Annotated in this window: 18 protein-coding genes; 12 read left to right on the top strand and 6 right to left on the bottom strand. The window is 70.6% G+C overall.

Going from position 1 to position 16,900, the window contains the following annotated elements; translation table 11 throughout:
• Window positions 1-55 precede the first annotated feature (55 nt).
• Window positions 56-1,105, top strand: coding sequence for a DMT family transporter (locus AC1P0E_RS04060; RefSeq protein WP_482740776.1), 1,050 nt, complete (start codon window positions 56-58; stop codon window positions 1,103-1,105).
• Between the two features lie 147 nt (window positions 1,106-1,252).
• Here AC1P0E_RS04060 and AC1P0E_RS04055 read toward each other — a convergent pair whose 3' ends face one another.
• Complete coding sequence (locus tag AC1P0E_RS04055; RefSeq protein ID WP_482740775.1) at window positions 1,253-1,915, bottom strand: pyridoxamine 5'-phosphate oxidase family protein; 663 nt, start codon at window positions 1,913-1,915, stop codon at window positions 1,253-1,255.
• Window positions 1,916-1,950: 35 nt separating this feature from the next.
• Between AC1P0E_RS04055 and AC1P0E_RS04050 the strand changes: the two genes are divergently transcribed.
• On the top strand, window positions 1,951-3,285 hold the full coding sequence (locus tag AC1P0E_RS04050; RefSeq protein WP_482740774.1) for an aminotransferase class I/II-fold pyridoxal phosphate-dependent enzyme: 1,335 nt from the start codon (window positions 1,951-1,953) through the stop codon (window positions 3,283-3,285).
• Window positions 3,286-3,470: 185 nt separating this feature from the next.
• Here the strand turns inward: AC1P0E_RS04050 and AC1P0E_RS04045 are convergent, their stop codons facing one another.
• Entirely contained in the window at window positions 3,471-4,460 is a 990-nt protein-coding gene (locus AC1P0E_RS04045) for a DMT family transporter (RefSeq protein ID WP_482740773.1), read from the bottom strand.
• A gap of 74 nt (window positions 4,461-4,534) precedes the next feature.
• Here AC1P0E_RS04045 and AC1P0E_RS04040 point away from each other — a divergent pair, with 74 nt between their 5' ends.
• Window positions 4,535-5,440, top strand: a complete 906-nt coding sequence (locus AC1P0E_RS04040) for a LysR family transcriptional regulator (protein ID WP_482740772.1) — start codon at window positions 4,535-4,537, stop codon at window positions 5,438-5,440.
• A 66-nt stretch (window positions 5,441-5,506) separates the two neighbouring features.
• Here AC1P0E_RS04040 and AC1P0E_RS04035 read toward each other — a convergent pair whose 3' ends face one another.
• Entirely contained in the window at window positions 5,507-5,977 is a 471-nt protein-coding gene (locus tag AC1P0E_RS04035) for a pyridoxamine 5'-phosphate oxidase family protein (protein WP_482740771.1), read from the bottom strand.
• 105 nt (window positions 5,978-6,082) lie between these two features.
• On the opposite strand from AC1P0E_RS04035, the gene AC1P0E_RS04030 reads away from it, so the two are divergent.
• Complete coding sequence (locus tag AC1P0E_RS04030) at window positions 6,083-6,733, top strand: cysteine hydrolase family protein (protein ID WP_482740770.1); 651 nt, start codon at window positions 6,083-6,085, stop codon at window positions 6,731-6,733.
• Here the strand turns inward: AC1P0E_RS04030 and AC1P0E_RS04025 are convergent.
• Window positions 6,720-7,193, bottom strand: coding sequence for a Rieske (2Fe-2S) protein (locus AC1P0E_RS04025; RefSeq protein WP_482740769.1), 474 nt, complete (start codon window positions 7,191-7,193; stop codon window positions 6,720-6,722). The two genes, AC1P0E_RS04030 and AC1P0E_RS04025, sit on opposite strands and share 14 nt — an antisense overlap.
• A gap of 62 nt (window positions 7,194-7,255) precedes the next feature.
• Entirely contained in the window at window positions 7,256-9,364 is a 2,109-nt protein-coding gene (locus AC1P0E_RS04020) for a prolyl oligopeptidase family serine peptidase (RefSeq protein ID WP_482740768.1), read from the bottom strand.
• Window positions 9,365-9,428: 64 nt separating this feature from the next.
• Between AC1P0E_RS04020 and AC1P0E_RS04015 the strand changes: the two genes are divergently transcribed.
• From AC1P0E_RS04015 to ung, 6 genes are all read left to right on the top strand, one after another.
• Entirely contained in the window at window positions 9,429-10,283 is an 855-nt protein-coding gene (locus AC1P0E_RS04015; RefSeq protein WP_482740767.1) for a HipA family kinase, read from the top strand.
• Complete coding sequence (locus tag AC1P0E_RS04010; protein WP_482740766.1) at window positions 10,280-10,666, top strand: DUF3037 domain-containing protein; 387 nt, start codon at window positions 10,280-10,282, stop codon at window positions 10,664-10,666. Before AC1P0E_RS04015 ends, AC1P0E_RS04010 begins: the two co-directional genes overlap by 4 nt.
• A 159-nt stretch (window positions 10,667-10,825) precedes the next feature.
• A complete protein-coding gene (gene fabG / locus AC1P0E_RS04005; protein WP_482740765.1) occupies window positions 10,826-11,587 on the top strand; it encodes a 3-oxoacyl-ACP reductase FabG in 762 nt (253 codons plus the stop codon).
• A 16-nt stretch (window positions 11,588-11,603) separates the two neighbouring features.
• Window positions 11,604-12,371, top strand: coding sequence for an SDR family oxidoreductase (locus tag AC1P0E_RS04000; RefSeq protein ID WP_482740764.1), 768 nt, complete (start codon window positions 11,604-11,606; stop codon window positions 12,369-12,371).
• Between the two features lie 118 nt (window positions 12,372-12,489).
• The gene (locus tag AC1P0E_RS03995; protein WP_482740763.1) at window positions 12,490-14,070 is read left to right on the top strand and encodes an ABC transporter substrate-binding protein; all 1,581 of its coding nucleotides are present in this window, start codon (window positions 12,490-12,492) and stop codon (window positions 14,068-14,070) included.
• 80 nt (window positions 14,071-14,150) lie between these two features.
• Window positions 14,151-14,834, top strand: coding sequence for a uracil-DNA glycosylase (gene ung, locus AC1P0E_RS03990; RefSeq protein WP_482740762.1), 684 nt, complete (start codon window positions 14,151-14,153; stop codon window positions 14,832-14,834).
• Here the strand turns inward: ung and AC1P0E_RS03985 are convergent, their stop codons facing one another.
• On the bottom strand, window positions 14,835-15,242 hold the full coding sequence (locus AC1P0E_RS03985; RefSeq protein ID WP_482740761.1) for a DUF3224 domain-containing protein: 408 nt from the start codon (window positions 15,240-15,242) through the stop codon (window positions 14,835-14,837).
• Between the two features lie 103 nt (window positions 15,243-15,345).
• Between AC1P0E_RS03985 and AC1P0E_RS03980 the strand changes: the two genes are divergently transcribed.
• Both AC1P0E_RS03980 and AC1P0E_RS03975 read left to right on the top strand, forming a co-directional pair.
• Complete coding sequence (locus AC1P0E_RS03980) at window positions 15,346-16,359, top strand: helix-turn-helix transcriptional regulator (protein ID WP_482740760.1); 1,014 nt, start codon at window positions 15,346-15,348, stop codon at window positions 16,357-16,359.
• Between the two features lie 52 nt (window positions 16,360-16,411).
• Complete coding sequence (locus AC1P0E_RS03975; protein WP_482740759.1) at window positions 16,412-16,885, top strand: hypothetical protein; 474 nt, start codon at window positions 16,412-16,414, stop codon at window positions 16,883-16,885.
• The last annotated feature ends 15 nt before the right edge of the window (window positions 16,886-16,900 follow it).

Here is a 16,900-nt window from a genome sequence, read left to right as displayed (position 1 = left end):
TGCCCGCGTGCGGAGCCGAGCGACCACCTGTCCCGTCTTCACGCGGAGAAGTCACGTGTCGAAATCCTCTTGTCCTTCCTCAGGGCTGTCCTCCTCCGGTCTGCCCTCCTCCGGCCTGTCCTCCCCGGGTTTGCCCGTCGGGCGCGGCCTGGTCTATCTGATCGTCGCCGGAACGGCCTGGGGCACCGCGGGAGCGGCTGCCTCTCTCACCTTCCTGGTCAGCGATCTCGGGCCGCTCGCCCTGTCCTTCTGGCGTTGCGCCGGCGGACTCGTGTTGCTGGTTGCGGCCCGTGCTGTGCTACGTCGGCGGCGGGTCGGCGCGGCGTCGTCTGTCGCGCAGTCGCCTGTCGCGCAGTCGCCTGTCGAGCATCGGAGGCGGCGGGTGATGCGCATTCTTGTCACTGGGCTCGGACTCACCGTTTTCCAGAGCGCGTACTTCGCGGCCGTCCAGGCCACCGGGCTCGCCGTCGGGACGGTCGTCACCATGGGCGCGGGTCCGGTGCTGATCGCGCTGGGCGCGCGGCTGACCATGGGGGAGCGGTTGGGGCGCGCCGGCGTGCTCACCGTGGTCGGTGCGGTCGTAGGGCTCGGTGTGATGGTGCTGGGCAGCGGCGGTACGGCTGTGCGGCCCCTCGGCGTCTTTTTCGCCCTGCTGTCGGCGGGTGGGTACGCGGCGATGACGCTGCTCACGCGGCGGCTCGGGCGTGAGGGGGGCGGGGCCGACCCGTTCCATACGACCGCGTGGGCGTTCGCGATCTGCTCGCTGTGCCTGCTGCCGTTCGCGGCTGCCGAGGGGTTGTTGCCGCACACCGCCGATCCGGTGCGGGTGGTGTGGCTGCTGGTGTATGTCGCGGCGGTGCCGACGGCTCTTGCGTACGCGCTCTATTTCGCCGGGGCGGCGGTGGTTCGGTCAGCGACGGTGTCGGTGATCACGCTGCTCGAGCCGGTGAGCGCGGCCGTCATCGCGGTTGTACTGCTGGGTGAGCATCTGACGGTGGCCACTGTGGTGGGGACGTTGCTGCTGCTTGCGGCGGTGGCGGGGCTCGCGCTCGCGGAGGCGAGGACGGTGGCGGTGGGCCGGAAGGCGGCGGCGGTGCTCGTGTAAGGGCACTGGGGTGGGGTGGTGGCGGGTTTTTCTCCGCCCCACCCCTTCCCGAACCGGGGCTCTGTCCCGGACCCCGGTCCTCAAGCGCCGGACGGGGCGTCGGGCAGGAAGTGCGTCGGTGGGCGGACGGGGCCTCGCCGGGGAGCCTCAGAGGGTGGTGAGGTAGTCGGGGAGCGCGATGGCCGGGTCCAGGCCCGGTGCCGGGATCGGGGTGTCGTAGCCGCTGGTCAAGGGGACCACGCCCGTCCAGTGGGGGAGCGAGGCGTCCTCGGGCTCGTCGTTGGGGCCGCCGGTGCGTACCTTCGCGGAGACCTCCTCGAGGTCGAGGCGGATCACGGCCGTCGCCGCGAGCTCCTTGGCGTTGGCCGGGCGCGAGTCGTACGAACGGCCGGGGACCACGTGGTCGACGAGTGCGTCGAGGGCGGTGCGGCGCTCTTCCTCGTCGATGACCTCGTGGGCGATGCCGTGGACCATCACGGAGCGGTAGTTGATGGAGTGGTGGAAGGCGGAGCGGGCCAGGACGAGGCCGTCGACGTGGGTGACGGTCAGACAGACGGCGAGGCCGGGGTCGCTCTGGCCGGCCATGCGCAGGGGGCGGGAACCCGTGGAGCCGTGCACGTAGAGGCGCTCGCCCACGCGGCCGTAGAGCGTCGGCAGGACGACGGGGGCGCCGTCGCGGACGAAGCCGAGGTGGCAGACATAGCCCTCGTCGAGGATCGCGTGCACCAGGTCACGGTCGTACGAGGCGCGTTCCCGGGAGCGGGTCGGGACGGTGCGCTCGGAAGTCGCGTAGAAGGTGGTGTCCGGCATTGCGTTCTCCATTGCACTAGTGCATAGTGGTCTTTGTGCTAGGAGAGTATCGGATCAGTGGGCGGCGTGCATCTGAGATCGCGGCGAGTGTGGAGCGGGCGGTGGGCTCCGGGGAACTGGCCCCCGGCCAACTGCTGCCGCCCATGCGTGAGGTGGCGGTGGAGCTGGGGGTCAATCCGAATACGGTCGCGGCCGCGTACCGCACGCTGCGCGAGCGTGGGGTGATCGAGACCTCGGGCCGTCGTGGCAGCCGGGTGCGCCCCCGGCCGGCCAGTACGGCGCGGGATTCGATCAGGGTCGACGTACCGCCCGGTGTGCGGAACTTGAGCGAGGGCAATCCCGATCCCGCGCTGTTGCCGCCGCTGCACGACGCGTTCGCCGCTGCGGCGCGGCACAATGCGCAGCGGCCTGTGCTGTACGGGCAGGATCCCGTCGACCCGGGGTTCGCGCGGCTCGCGCGGGCCGCGTTCGACGCGGACGGGGTGCCGGGTGGCCCCGTCGCCGTCACCTCGGGGTCCCTGGACGCGATCGAGCGCGTACTTGCCGCGCACCTGAAGCCGGGTGACGCGGTCGCGGTGGAGGATCCGGGGTGGAGCAGCCTGCTCGACCTCATCCCCGCGCTCGGGCTGACCGCCGTACCGGTCGGGCTCGACGACAAGGGGCCGCTGCCCGGTGAGGTGGAGCGGGCGCTTCGGGGCGGGGCTCGGGCGCTGGTGATCACCAACCGGGCGCAGAACCCGACCGGTGCGGCGGTGAGCGCCGCGCGAGCCCAAGAGCTGCGCGGTGTCCTGGTGATGTTTCCGGAGGTGCTGCTCATCGAGGACGACCATGGGCACGGCATCGTCGATCTGCCGCTGCTTCCGCTCGCGGGTGTGACGGACCGCTGGGTGTTCGTCCGATCCGTCGCGAAGGCGTACGGACCTGATCTGCGGCTCGCGATGATGGCAGGCGACCCGGTCACGGTGGACCGGGTCATGGGACGGCAGCGGCTCGGGCCCGGCTGGGTCAGCCGGCTGCTGCAGCGTGCGGTCGTCGAGCTGTGGGAGTCGGGTGCCGTGGATGTCGGGGCAGTCTCGCGTGAGTACGGCAAACGGCGGGACGCGCTGGTGCGGGCGCTGGAGGAGCGGGGCGTCGAGGCGCACGGGCGCAGCGGGCTGAACGTGTGGGTGCCGGTGGCGGACGAGACGGGGGTGGTGGCGCGGCTGCTGCACTCGGGGTGGGCAGTCGCGCCGGGGGCGCGGTTCCGGATGGCGGCGCCGCCGGGGGTGCGCATCACCGTTTCGGCGATGACGGCGGCCGACGTGGGTCCGGTCGCCGAGGCGGTGGCCGCAGCGGCCGGGCCGGCGACCGGGGGGCGGCGCTATGCGTGAGGGTGGTTGATGGCTGATGGCTGATGGCTGATGGCCGAGGGGCGGGGGCTGGGGGCGCCTCCGCTGGGTGGCAGTGGCCGGCAGTGGTGCGCGGGGCGGCCGGCCGTGCGTAGGCCGGCGCCCGCGGGGACCGGCCTACGCCGGGCGGTGGTCGCCCCTGGGGGGCGGGACCGGGGCTTCCAGTTTCAGGCGCGGCTCGTGTCGATGCTCCGGCTTCGGACCCGGCTCTGGGTCAGGGCTGCTCCCGCCAGCACGATGAGGGCGCCCACCGGGGTGTTCCAGCTGAGGTGTTCGCCCAGCAGCGTGACGCCCGCGACCGTGGCGATGACCGGGATGAAGTACGTGACCATCTGGGCGGTGGTCGGGCCTACCTCGGCCACCAGGCCGTACTGGAGCAGCATGGCAAGACCGGTGCCGAGCGCGCCCAGCGCCACCACCGCGAGCAGCGGCACGACCGGGAAGGAGGTCGGCATGGTCGTGAACAGGGGTGTCACAACGGCCAGCTGAACAGTGCCGAGGAGGAGCTGTGCGCCCGTCATGGAGAGGGCGGAGTTGCCGCTGCTCCCGAGCGTACGACGCAGATAGATCCAGCCCACCGGGTAGCTGAACGAAGCCAGCAGTGCCATCGCCGTACCGCCGAAGTCCAGGCCCGAGAAGCCCTGCCAGGCGCCGAGCACGGTCAGTACGCCGATGAAGCCGATGCCCAGTCCCGCCACGCGGCGGCGGGTCGGGCGGTCCTCGGAGAACGCCACCAGTGAGAGCACCATGCCCCACAGCGGCGAGGTGGCGTTGCAGATGCCGGCGAGCGTCGAGGGGATCGTCAGCTCGGAGTAGGCGAAGAGCGAGAACGGCAGGGCGTTGAGGAAGAACGCGGCAACGGCGAGATGACCCCACGTCCGGGCACCGCGCGGCAGCCCCACCCGCTTGACCGCCATCGCGGCGGCGAGCACGGCCGTACCGAAGACCAGTCGCCCGAGGGTGACTTGGAAGGGTGCGTACGCCTGCGTGCCGACCTTGATCAACAGGAAGCTGAAGCCCCAGATGAGCGCGAGCACCCCGAAACGGATGCGCCAGTCCAGGGCCGGGCGCCGGGCGGGTGCCGGAGGGCCGACCGGAGCGTCGGAAGTGGCAGGGGTGGCGGGCAGCGCGCCGCGGGGTGTGGAGACGGGGCTCATGGTGCCCACCCTCGCGCGCTCAACTACGTAGCACAAGCGAGATTTGGTGGAGTCAATCGCTTAGCATTGCTTATATGTTGAATCTGGAGCGCCTGCGTACGCTCGACGCCCTCGCCCGGCACGGTTCGGTCAGCGGCGCGGCCGAGGGCCTGCATGTGACGACCTCCGCCGTCTCTCAGCAGATGGCCAAGCTCGAGCGTGAGGTGGGTCAGCCCCTGCTCGCCAAGAACGGCCGCGGCGTCCGCCTCACCGACGCCGGGCGGCTGCTCGCCGACCATGCCGCCCGCATCCTCTCCCAGGTCGAGCTCGCGCAGTCCGACATCGAGGCGCAGCGCGGACGCGTCGTCGGCGACCTCGCTGTGGCCGCCTTCCCCACCGCCGCCCGTGGACTGCTGCCGGCCGCCCTCGCCGCGATCCGCGTCGAGCACCCGCAACTACGGGTGCTGATGCGTGAGATGGAGCCCGCCGATTCGGTACGCGGGGTGGTGCGGGGCGACTTCGATCTCGCCGTCGTTCTCGACTGGTACAACAGGCCGCTCTCCATGCCCGAAGGGCTCGCGAAGCAGGAGCTGCTCCACGACCCCGCCGATGTCGCCATGCCTGCCGGCCATCCGCTCGCCGGCCGCGCCACCGTGGATCTGGAGGAGTTCGCCGACGACGACTGGGTCACCTGGGCGGAGGGTGAGTTCTGCCACGAGTGGCTGATGTTCACGCTGCGCGGCAAGGGCGTCGAGCCCCGGATCGCGCATGTCGCGGAGGAGCACGCGACCCAGCTCGCCCTGGTCGCCGAGGGGCTCGGGGTGTGCGTGGCGCCCCGGCTGGGGCGCGGTCCCGTGCCGGACGGGGTCCGCGTCGTACCGGTGCGGCATGCGATGCGGCGGCATGTGTACGCTGTCTGGCGCGCCGACGCCGACCGGCGGCCCTCCATCCGTGCGGTGGTCGACGCCCTGTGCGCGGCGGGAGCGGCCGTCGTCAGCTGAATCCGAACGCGGGTTTCCGGGGCGTGGCTGAGGTGTCCGAGGCGTGGCCCGCCGTCTGGACCGGGCTCAGGCGCCGTTGCCGAGCTTGCGGAAGTCCCAGGACGTCACCGCGTCCGGGGTCAGCCGCAGCCAGGCGTGGCGTCCGTCGTGCGGCATCTGTGTCATGCCGAAGTACTTCGGCGGGAAGAGGTGTTCCGGTACGTCGAGTTCGGGGCACGGCTCGCCCGTACGCGGCGCCTCGCCGACGAAGGCGGCCGTGCCGGACAGCTCGACGCCCCGCAGTTCGCCGTACTCCACGCCGTCGTCGACGACCACGGCCAGCCGGGCGTCCTTACGGAGCTGCGCCCAGCGGCGGCTCCGCGTGATCGAGTACAGCCACAGCGACTCGCCGTCCCAGACGAACCACAGGGCACCGACGTGCGGGCTGCCGTCCGCCGAGACGGTCGCCACCCGGCAGGTGCGCTGTTCGGTGAGGAACGCGTCCCGCTCGGCGTCCGTCATCATGATGCGGCGGCCTCTGCGCTGCGTGGCGGTCATCGGCTTCCCTTCATGGATTCTGACTCGGTGTCAGAAAGCATGGGGTCTCTTCCCTCGTCACGCAATGGCCGTTAACCTCGCGCGTCCAGGCCCGAGGGGGACGCCTTGCCGTCGTACGAACAACTCGTCGAGCAGCTCGATCCGGCTACCACCGCGCTGCTCACCGTGGAATGCCAGCAAGGAGTAGTCGGCCCGGACAGCGCCCTTCCCGAACTCGCCAGGGAGGCACGCTCTTCGGGTGCCCTGTTCCGGATCGCGCGGCTGGTCGCCGGTGCCCACGAGGCAGGGGTGCAGGTGCTGCACGCGGTCGCGGAACGGCGCCTGGACGGGCGCGGCGCCGGCGACAACGCGCGACTGTTCCGCGCCGCCGCACGGCTGCCCGTACAGCAGCTCTCGGGAACGACCGCGGTGCGCGTCGCGGAACCGATCGAAGTCGCGGACGAGGATCTCGTCGTACGACGGCTGCACGGTCTCTCGCCGCTCTCCGGTACGGACGTCGACGCCCTGCTGCGCAACCTCGGGTGCCGGACCCTGCTCGTCACGGGCGTATCGGCCAACGTGGCGATTCCCAACGCCGTCTTCGACGCGGTCAACCTCGGCTACACAGCCGTCGTCGCCTCGGACGCCGTCGCGGGAGTGCCTTCCGACTACACCCCCGCGATGATCCGCAACACGCTCGCCCTCGTCGCCACGATCACCACGACCGATGAGGTGCTCGCGTGCTGGAAGCGTCCGCGAGAGGTCAGGCAAGGGTGATCGAGTCGCCCTCGACCTTGATCGCGGCGGCGGGGAGCGGCGCTTTCGCCGGCCCGCCCTTCACGCTGCCGTCCGTCGCGTCGAACATGCTCCCGTGGCAAGGGCAGTTGATCATCCCGTTCGCCACGTCCTTGACCGCACAGCCCTGGTGGGTGCACTTCGACGAGAACGCCTTGAACTGGCCCGCCGTGGGCTGGGTGACAACCAGCCCCTGGTCGGCGAAGACCTTGCCGCCGCCCTCCGGGATGTCAGTGGTCTTGGCGAGCACGGCGCCGGCATCGCCGCCACCACCGCCCGCCGAGCCGGCCCCGTCCGCCGGTTTCTCGGCAGCGGTGCCGGACGGACTGTCACTGTCCGAACCGCCGCACGCCGTCAACGCGGCGGCGACCCCGGCGGCGCCCACCGCTGCGACGACCGTACGGCGGCCGAACAGCCGCCCTGTCTCCTGAGATCCCGTCATGCCGGCACTCCTCTTCGACGTCTTGGTTATGCGCTGTTGTACGGGGGAGCGGACAGCTGTGTTCAGCAGCCGAGTGATTTTTTCAGGAAGTCGAGCTCCAATAGCAGCAATTTGTCCGCCACCCCCTCCTGTGTGACCAGATGGCTCGCTCCCGGGAGCGGCAGGACGCTGTGCGGCCGCCCGGCCGCCAGCAGCGCCGCGGAGAAGCGCAGCATGTGAGCGGGCAGCACGTTGTCGTCGGCCATGCCGTGGACCAGCGTCAGCGGCCGCGTCAGCTTGTCCGCGTGCTGGACCAGGGAACAGCGCGCGTAGTTCTCGGGCAGTACGTCGGGGTGCCCGAGGTAGCGCTCCTTCCAGTGTGTGTCGTAGAGCCGCAGATCGGTGGGCGCCGCGCCCGCGACAGCGGCGTGGAAGACGTCGGGGCGGTGCAGTACGGCGGCCGCTGCCAGGTAGCCGCCGAACGACCAGCCGCGAATTCCCACCCGCCCCAGGTCGAGGTCCGAGCAGTACTCGGCCGCCGCGTGCAGTGCGTCGACCTGGTCGTCGAGCACGGGTGTCAGCTGATCGCCGTGAATGCTCTTCTCCCACACGACGCCGCGCCCCGGCGTACCGCGCCCGTCCGTCATCAGCACGGCGAACCCCTGCTCGGCCCACCACTGGCCCACGGCCGTCCACCACGTGCGGGCCTTGACGACCAGCTGCATCCCGGGACCGGCGTACGGACTGAGAAGAACGGGCAGCCTGCCCGACCCCGGCTCGTGCCATGAGGGGAGGAAGAGCAGGCTGCGCAGCTCCCGCTCGCCGAGCGAGAGACGGACCGGGCGGGGCGTGACAAGGGGCTCCTCGGAGCGTACGGCGATGTGTCCGGCGTGCTTGCCGTCACGCAGCACGCTCACGGTGTGCCCCTCGGGCGTCATGCTGTCGAGTACGACGGTGTCGCCGCCGGCGGCGGCCGTGTGGACGCCGGGACCCTCGCTCAGCCGGACGAAACCGGAGCCCGGTTCGTACGACCAGACATGGACCTCCGTCGGCTCGTCGCTCGCGGTGAACAGCACCCGCTCGCCGAGCGTGCACAACACCTCGCGGACATGCAGTCCTGGCGGCGTGACCGCGCCGTGCCGGGCCATCCTCAGGCCCCGGGCGTCGCTCTGTGGCGGCACGAACGCCAGTACCGGGGAACCGGCCGACGTGCGCGTCGGGGCGCCGGGGACGAACTCCAGCCACGCCCGGTCGCGCTGGTGGTGCAGCAGCGAGGGCTCGCCCGTCGCCGCGTCGATGTCCATCAGATACGCGGTGCGCTGGTCCCTCGTCTGTACGTTCATGGCCGGGCCCGCGCCGTCCCACCAGGCGGTGACGAGGTACTCGAACGCCCGGTCCGTCCACCGGTCCTCCCAGTGGGAGTCCGCGTCGGCCTCGGCAGGCATCCGCACCGCGACCCGCTCGCCGTCCACTCGTACGATGTGCATCGTAGTTTCGGCGTTGGCCGTTCCGGCGGCCGGATACGGGAACGACCGCGGTGCGTTCCCGGGATGCGCCGGATCGCCGATGTACCAGCGCTGCACCATCGAAGTGTCCACGCGCGCGACGAGCAGCGCGTCGCTGTCCGGCGACCACCAGTAGCCGCGCGTCCGGTCGAGCGACTCCGCCGCGACATGGTCGGCGAGACCGTACGTCACATCGGCGTTCTCGGGACCGGCCAACAGCCGGTCACCGGTACCGTCCGTTCCGACGACGCGCAGGGCGCCCCCGGTGACGTACGCGACGAGCGTTCCGTCGGGGGAGGGCCGCGGGTCGACCGCCGGGCCGGCCGTCGGGACGCGACGCGGGACGCCCCCGTCCGTCCGTACGGTCCACAGCTCGCCTCCCAGCGCGTACGCCACGACGCGGACCTCGCGGTCCGTCGAGTACGCCACCACACCCTGGGACGTTTCACGGGCCCGCTCCCTGCGGATCCGCTCGGCCTCGGGAACGTCGTCCACGCCCTCGGGCCCGGCGAGTACCCGCTCGCGCCCGTCCTCGTACAGCCACAGTCTGCTGACCGGATCGTCGCCCGCTTCCGACCGTACGAACAGGACGCGTCGGCCGTCGGGCGAGACGGTGAAGCGACGGGGGACCCCGAGCGAGAAGCGACGCGTACGGGCGAACTGGCGAGGAAGACCCTGGGCATCCATCCGGGCACTCTAGGCACGCCAAAACTGATCGAGAACCCCGCCAGTACGGCAGTAATCTGAGGAAATGCTCTCCGAAGTCACAGCGACCCGCTACGTCACGCCCTTGCGTGAGGGCGGCTCGCTCCCGGGGATCGTCGAGGCCGACGATCTCGGTACGTACGTCATGAAATTCACCGGCGCGGGCCAGGGCCGCAAGACCCTGGTCGCCGAAGTCATCTGCGGCGAACTGGCTCGCGGGCTCGGGCTGCGCGTCCCCGAACTCGTCACCATCCAGCTCGACCCGGTCATCGGCCTCGCCGAGCCCGACCAGGAGGTCCAGGAGCTGCTCAAGGCGAGCGGGGGGCTGAACCTCGGCATGGACTACCTCCCCGGATCGATCGGCTTCGACCCCCTCGCGTACGAGGTGGACCCGGCCGAGGCGGGCCGGGTGGTGTGGTTCGACGCGCTGATCAACAACGTCGACCGCTCCTGGCGCAACCCCAACATGCTCGTCTGGCACGGCGACGTCTGGCTCATCGACCACGGCGCCACCATGATCTGGCACCACAACTGGCCGACCGCGCAGAGCGCGTCCGCGAAGCCGTACAACGCCTCGGACCACGTGCTCGCGCCCTTCGGCCCCGACATCGCAGCCGCGGCCGCCGAGCTCGCACCGCTGGTCACCGAGGAGTTGCTGACCGAGGTCGCCGCCCGGGTCCCCGTCGAGTGGCTGGTCGACGAGCCCGGCTTCGACAGCACCGACGCGCTGCGCCGGGCGTACGTCGACGCGCTGCTGCCGCGCGCCGCGACGATCCACGACCGGATCACCCTCAGCGCACCGACCAAGGACAAGCCGTCGCAGGCCCCCGGCTGGCTGTCGGACCGCCTGACGCCGCGGCCGCGTCCGGCCGAGCAGGAGACGAAGGACGGCGGCAAGTGAGCACGAAGCGGGATGTCTTCGAGTACGCGCTGGTGCGCGTGGTGCCGCGCGTGGAGCGCGGCGAAATGTTCAACGCGGGCGTGCTCGTGTACTGCCGCGCCAAGTCCTTCGTCGCCGCCAGGACACACCTCGACGAGACCAAGCTGAAGGCGCTGGACCCCGGAGCCGACGTGGCGGGTGTACGGGCCGCCCTGCGCGCCGTGGAGGGCGTCTGCGGGGGCGGGGAGGCGGCGGGCCAGGCGGCCGGTGACGACGCCGGGCGGCGCTTCCGCTGGCTGATCGCGCCGCGCAGCACCGTCGTACAGCCGGGCCCCGTGCACACAGGCCTGACGGCGGATCCCCAGGCCGAGGTCGAGCGTCTGCTCGACCTGCTGGTGCGGTGATCTGCGCTACTGATTCCCCGGGTCGTTCCTCGGGCCGTTGACACCGCGTGCCATCGCTTCTAGCGTCACGTCTGCTGAAGCTACTAAGCGGTTGCTCAGTGATCGGGAACTCACTCTCGGTCTACTTTGCCGCCGCATCCAAGGGCGAGGAGAACCAGCATGTCCACCACCGAGCAGCGTGTCGCGATCGTGACCGGGGCGGCGCGCGGCATTGGCGCCGCCACCGCGGTCCGTCTGGCGGCAGAGGGCCGCGCAGTCGCCGTACTCGACCTCGACGAGGCCGCGTGCAAGGACACCGTCGAGAAGATCACCGCGGCGGGCGGCACCGCGCTCGCCGTCGGCTGCGACGTCTCCGACAGTGCCCAGGTCGAGGCCGCCGTGGCGCGCGTCGCCACGGAGCTCGGTGCGCCGACGATCCTCGTGAACAACGCGGGTGTCCTGCGCGACAACCTGCTCTTCAAGATGAGCGAGTCCGACTGGGACACCGTGGTGAACGTGCACCTGAAGGGCGCGTTCCTGATGGCCAAGGCCTGCCAGAAGCACATGGTGGACGCCAAGTTCGGCCGTATCGTCAGCCTCTCCAGCAGCTCGGCCCTGGGCAACCGCGGCCAGGCGAACTACTCCGCCGTCAAGGCCGGTCTGCAGGGCTTCACCAAGACCCTCGCCAAGGAGCTCGGCAAGTTCGGCATCACGGCCAACGCCGTCGCGCCCGGCTTCATCGTCACCGAGATGACCGCGCAGACCGCCGCCCGCGTGGGCATGGGCTTCGAGGAGTTCCAGGCCGCGGCCGCCACCCAGATCCCGGTGCAGCGCGTCGGCACGCCGGACGACATCGCCAACGCCATCGCCTTCTTCACGGGCGACGACGCCGGCTTTGTCTCCGGCCAGGTCATGTACGTCGCCGGCGGCCCGCTCAACTGACGAGGGACTGAGAATCATGGCTGCTGAGGCAGAGGTACGGGACAGCGGGAAGGTCGCGCTCATCACGGGCGCGAGCCGTGGCATCGGATACGGCGTCGCCGAGGCGCTCGTCGCCCGTGGCGACCGGGTGTGCATCACCGGTCGCAACGAGGACGCGCTCAAGGAGGCCGTGGAGGCGCTCGGCGCGGACCGGGTGATCGGCATCGCGGGCAAGGCCCACGACGAGGCGCACCAGGCGATCGCCGTCGAGCGCACCATGGAGGCGTTCGGCCGCGTCGACTTCCTGATCAACAACGCCGGCACGAACCCGGTCTTCGGGCCGATCGCGGAGCTGGACCTGGGCGTCGCGCGCAAGACGTACGAGACCAATGTGATCTCCGCGCTCGGGTTCGCGCAGCAGACCTGGAAGGCGTGGCAGAAGGAGAACGGCGGGGCGATCGTCAATATCGCCTCGGTCGCCGGCATCTCCGCCTCGCCCTTCATCGGCGCGTACGGCATGAGCAAGGCGGCGATGGTCAACCTGACCCTCCAGCTGGCGCACGAGTTCGCGCCGGGCGTACGGGTCAACGCGATCGCTCCCGCCGTGGTGAAGACCAAGTTCGCCCAGGCGCTCTACGAGGGCCGCGAGGCCGAGGCCGCCGCGGCGTACCCGCTGGGACGGCTCGGCGTTCCCGAGGACATCGGCGGCGCGGCCGCCTTCCTCACCTCGGACCAGTCGGACTGGATCACGGGGCAGACATTGGTCGTCGACGGCGGTATCTTCCTGAACGCCGGCGTCGGCTGAGTCGCTTTACCCGCTTTTACTGTGGATTACACCCAAGCGCCCTGCCGGGACTGCCCGTTGACCCGGCAGGGCGCTGCGGTATGGTCTGCCGACCCATGGCTGATCGAGGAGCGTGCACGTGTTCAACCGGACCAGATGTCTGCAGTCCGCTGCAGCCCTTGTGTCCATATCCCTGCTGAGCGGATGCGGGATGCTGTCCAGTGATCAGTCCGACATCGAGCAAAAGCTCGCTGTCGGTACGACGAGCACGCCCAGCACACTCGACCCGGCCGGCGCATGGGACGGTTCCTGGGAGCTGTACAGAAACGTCTTCCAGACGCTGGTGAGCTACCCCACGGGGAGCACCACGCCTGAACCCGACGCCGCCGAGAAGTGTTCCTTCGCGGACAGCTCGAACCAGGTGTACACCTGCACGCTCCGCGAGGGCCTCGTCTTCTCCGACGGGACGGCGCTGGACGCGAAGGCGGCCAAGTACTCGATCGACCGGATTGTCGCGATCGGGCAGAAGGGAGGCCCGAGCGGGCTTCTCTCCAGTCTCGACGAGGTGGAGACGAGCGGCAATCGGAAGATCACCTTCCGCCTCAACAAGCCGGACGCCACCTTCCCGTTCGTGCTCGCGACGCCCGCGATGTCGATGGTGAGCCCCGCGGACTATCCGAAGGACAAGCTCCGCACGGGCAACAAGCTGACGGGTTCGGGTCCGTACAACCTCGCGTCCTATCAGCCGGACAAGATGGCCGAGCTCGTGAAGAACCCGAAGTACGAGGGGTTCGCCGATCTCAAGAACGACGCCGTCACGATCCACTACTACCAGGACTCGGCCGTGATGGTCGCGGCGCTGAAGAAGAAGGAGATCGACGCGACGTTCCGCGGTCTGACCGCGGAGCAGGTCATCGATCTGGAGGGCCAGCCGAAGGAGAAGGAGCTCCAGGTCGTCGAGGCGGTCGGCGCCGAGATCCGCTACCTGGTCTTCAACCCCAAGGACCCGAACGCGCGCAAGCCCGCCGTCCGCCGGGCCATTGCCCAGGTGGTCGACCGGGGCGCTCTCGTCGACAAGGTCTACAAGGGCACCGCCGAGCCGCTGTACTCGATGATTCCGACCGGCGTCGCCGGCCACGCGACCAGCTTCTTCGACAGCTACGGTGAGCCGAGCGTGCCGAAGGCGAGGAACCTCCTCGCCGAGGCGGGCATCACCGAGCCGGTCCCGCTGACCTTCTGGTACACCTCCGACCGGTACGGATCGGCCACCGCGCTGGAGTTCGCCGAGCTGAAGCGGCAGCTGGACGAGTCCGGGCTGTTCAAGATCACGCTGAAGCACCGGCCCTGGAACGAGTTCTACAAGGGCTACCAGAAGGGTGAGTACCCGGTCTTCGGCCGTGGCTGGTCCCCGGACTTCCCGGACCCCGACAACTTCGTCGCGCCGTTCGTCGGTGAGAACAACGCGGTCGGTACGCCGTACAACACCCCGGAGATCACGGCCAGCCTGCTGCCGAAGACGCGGCAGGAGAGCGACCGCGCCGCGGTGGGCGACCAGTTCGGGCGCGCCCAGGAGATCCTGCTCGAGGACGTCCGTCTGCTGCCGCTGTGGCAGGGCAAGCTGTACGTCGCCGCCTCCGACGAGATCGCGGGCGCCGAACGGGCGCTGGACCCGCAGACGATCATGCAGGTCTGGCAGCTGCACAAGAAGACCAGCTGGTAGGAGTCGTTGCGGGGACCGTTGTCAGTGGCCGCGGGTAGGTTCTTTGATGAAGAACTGATCGTTTACCGGAGGTTGTTGACGTGACCGACACCGACATGCTGCCCGAGTCCTGGCGCGGCGTCCTCGGAGACGAGCTGCGGAAGCCCTATTTCCAGCAGCTCACCGAATTCGTCGAGAAGGAGCGGGCGAACGGGCCGGTCTACCCGCCGCGCGAGGAGGTCTTCGCCGCCCTGGACGCCACACCGTACGACCGGGTGAAGGTCCTGGTCCTCGGCCAGGACCCGTACCACGGCGAAGGCCAGGGGCACGGGCTGTGCTTCTCGGTGCGGCCGGGCGTCAGGGTGCCGCCGTCCCTGCGGAACATCTACAAGGAGATGAACGCGGAGCTGGGCACCCCGATCCCGGACAACGGCTATCTGATGCCGTGGGCCGAGCAGGGTGTCCTGCTGCTCAACGCCGTACTGACGGTGCGGGCCGGCGAGGCGAACTCCCACAAGAGCAAGGGGTGGGAGACGTTCACGGACGCGGTGATCCGCGCCGTGGCCTCGCGGCCCGACCCGGCGGTCTTCGTGCTCTGGGGCAACTACGCGCAGAAGAAGCTTCCGCTGATCGACGAGGAACGGCACGTGGTGGTCAAGGGCGCGCACCCCTCGCCGCTCTCGGCGAAGAAGTTCTTCGGGTCCCGGCCGTTCACGCAGATCAACGAGGCGATCGCGGCGCAGGGCCATCAGCCCATCGACTGGGCCGTGCCGAACCTGGGCTGATCAGCCCAGTTCGTAGCTGAAGGTGTACTGGACGGTCGGCTCGCCGTGTCGCGCGGCGTAGCCGCCCGTTCCGCTCAGCCCGGCCAGGGCGCCCGTGCCCGAGCCGGGTACCACCTCGAAAGTGCAGTGGACCGTGCCGTCCTCGCCGAACGTGCCCCGCTCCTCGACGGCGAACGTCCCCTCGCGGCCGCCCACGGAGCCGCTGAACAGCTGGTGACCGACGCAGACGCCGGTCTTGTCGGTCAGGTACGCGATGGAGTACTGGCACGTGGTCGTGGCCGCCTCGATGGCGCCGCTGAACGTGTTGGTGACGCGGGCGCGGGCCAGTCTGCGACCCTCCTCGGCGCCGGCGACCGGGGTCTCGTCCCAGTTGGCGAAGGTGAAGCTTCCGGTGGCCTGTGTGGGCATGGAGGTTCCTCTCAAGAGCCGGCGCGACACTCTCGCGCTCCTGGGAATCAGCATCCCGCTCGTACCTGACACCTTCTGTCAGGTACGGAGGCAGACTTGGCCCATGCGCGCCGACCGACTGCTCTCCCTGCTCCTTCTGCTGCAGAACCGCGGGCGGATGACCGCCCCCGAACTGGCCGCCGAGCTCGGTGTCTCCGTCCGTACGGTCTACCGGGACGTCGATGCGCTCGGTGCCTCAGGGGTGCCGGTGTACGCCGACCGCGGCCCGGCCGGTGGCTACCGCCTGATGGACGGTTATCGCACCCGGCTGACCGGCCTGACCGGTGACGAGGCCGGATCGCTGTACTTCGCGGGCATGCCGGCGGCTGCGGCCGAACTGGGCCTCGCCGCCGACCTGACGACGGCGCGGCTCAAGCTGGAGGCCGCGCTGCCCGACGGCCTGGGGGAGCGCACCCGGCGCGTCCAGGAGCGGTTTCACCTCGACGCCCCCGCCTGGTTCCGGGACGCCGACCCCGCGCCGTACCTCGCGGAGGTGGCAGGGGCGGTCTGGCGGCAGTGGCTGCTGCGAGTCCAGTACCGGAGCTGGCGCGGTGACGTACACCGCCAACTGGAGCCGCTGGGTGTCGTACTCAAGGGCGGCAACTGGTATCTGGTGGCGCGGGCGGACGAGTCGGTGCGTACCTACCGGGTTTCGCGGATGCTGGCGGTGGAAGCTCTGGGCGAGAGCTTCGAGCGGCCGGCCGGGTTCGATCTGGCCGCGTACTGGCAGGAGAGCACGCGGCGGATGGAGGCCGCGGTGCTGCGGGGCGAGGCCCGGCTGCGGGTCTCCCCGCGCGGCGCGAGGCTGCTGCCGGTGCAGTGCGGCGCGGCCGGTGGGGAGGCGGTGCGGGCGTCGGGGCCGCCGGACGCGGAGGGCTGGGTCGAGACCGTACTGCGCGTCGAGACGCTGCCCGTGGCGCTGGGGGACCTGCTGCGGCTGGGGCTGGAGGTCGAGGTGCTGGGACCGCCGGAACTGCGTGCGGAGCTGGCCCGTACGGTCACCGGCCTGGCGGAGCGCTACCAGGACGGCGAGGCCGTGCGCCCGAGCCTGAGCCCGATTGTCAGTGGCGGGGTCTAGCGTCGAGATCGTCGGGATTGGCTTGGGTGTGCGGGCGACAGGAGACACGGCGATGGAGCAGCAGGAGACGTCCGGGGACGTCACGATGACGCGGATCGGGCAGGCGATCATGCTTCTCCATGCCGGCGACCGCGAGGAGGCGCGCAACCGGCTCGGTGAGCTGTGGGCCGAGATCGGCGAGGACGGCGACCCCTTCCACCGCTGCACGCTCGCGCACTACATGGCGGACACGCAGGACGACGCCGGGGACGAACTGGCCTGGGATCTACGGGCGCTGGCCGCCGCCGACGGGCTGACGGACGAGCGCGTGGCCCGGCACGACTCCTCGGTCGCGGTGCGCGGGTTCTATCCGTCGCTCCATCTCAACCTCGCCGCCGACTACCTGAAGCTGCACCGCCCGGACGCCGCGCGTACCCACCTGGGGCGGGCGCGGGCGGCGTCGGACGCGCTGGGGGACGACGGTTACGGGGACGGGGTGCGGGCGGCCATTGACCGGCTTGAGCGGAGGCTGGCGGACGCGGGCTGATCAGGGTCTGTACGC

Source organism: Streptomyces sp. TRD_SC_5 (assembly GCF_056836825.1).
Note: the sequence above shows the minus strand (reverse complement) of the source record. Positions and strands in the feature narration are given on the sequence as shown.